This is a genomic window from Paraburkholderia sp. NMBU_R16 (assembly GCF_013282575.1).
Taxonomy (GTDB): domain Bacteria; phylum Pseudomonadota; class Gammaproteobacteria; order Burkholderiales; family Burkholderiaceae; genus Trinickia.
Window position 1 is genome coordinate 1 of sequence record NZ_JAAAYE010000266.1, and the last position, 574, is coordinate 574.

1 pseudogene is annotated in these 574 nt (G+C 59.4%); it reads right to left on the minus strand.

What is annotated here, in order from left to right:
* Positions 1-202 precede the first annotated feature (202 nt).
* Positions 203-307, minus strand: a pseudogene (locus GWC77_RS28180) (IS6 family transposase); the annotation flags it as partial.
* Between the last annotated feature and the right edge of the window lie 267 nt (positions 308-574).

Below are 574 nucleotides of genomic sequence, written 5' to 3' on the forward strand. Positions count from 1 at the left end.
GTGTGGCGGTGCTCAACCGCATGCTGGCCGCCGCACGCCCGAACTCCGTGCGCTGTAAGGTTCATGCCGCATAACCTGTGGGGAAAGGGGCGCATTGCACACTGCTCCGCCTCCATGCACCAACGCCCCGTCTTTGCCATCATCGATGTCCTGCGTTTCAATTCGCACCGATTCTACTCGTCCTCGTTAATGCGACAGAGCCCAGCAGTATTACGTCCAACGGATAGTGTAGCCGCTTCAATACCTTGCTTATGCCAACGGGCAGCGTCTTGCCGGTCGTCTTTGTCTTGGCCATCGTGTTCGTCATCTGGGGGCGGGCTGTCGATTCTACCGCCGCGCTTATTGCGACACAGCCGTCCTATCTCCTGCACCCGGCTCTCGCGCGCCCGGCTGAACTTGCCGCGTGGCGCTCAAGTCAACAGTATCGGCACAGCACCGCGGCAAAACCCATCGGCTTATACAGAAGTGTCGGCGTTACCGCGGCCACGTAACGCTCGTAAAGTCTTAGCCGCAACATGAACTTCTCTGAGTCCAAGCCAGATGGCCTTCGCGCCGGGTTCGCCATCTCCTTTGC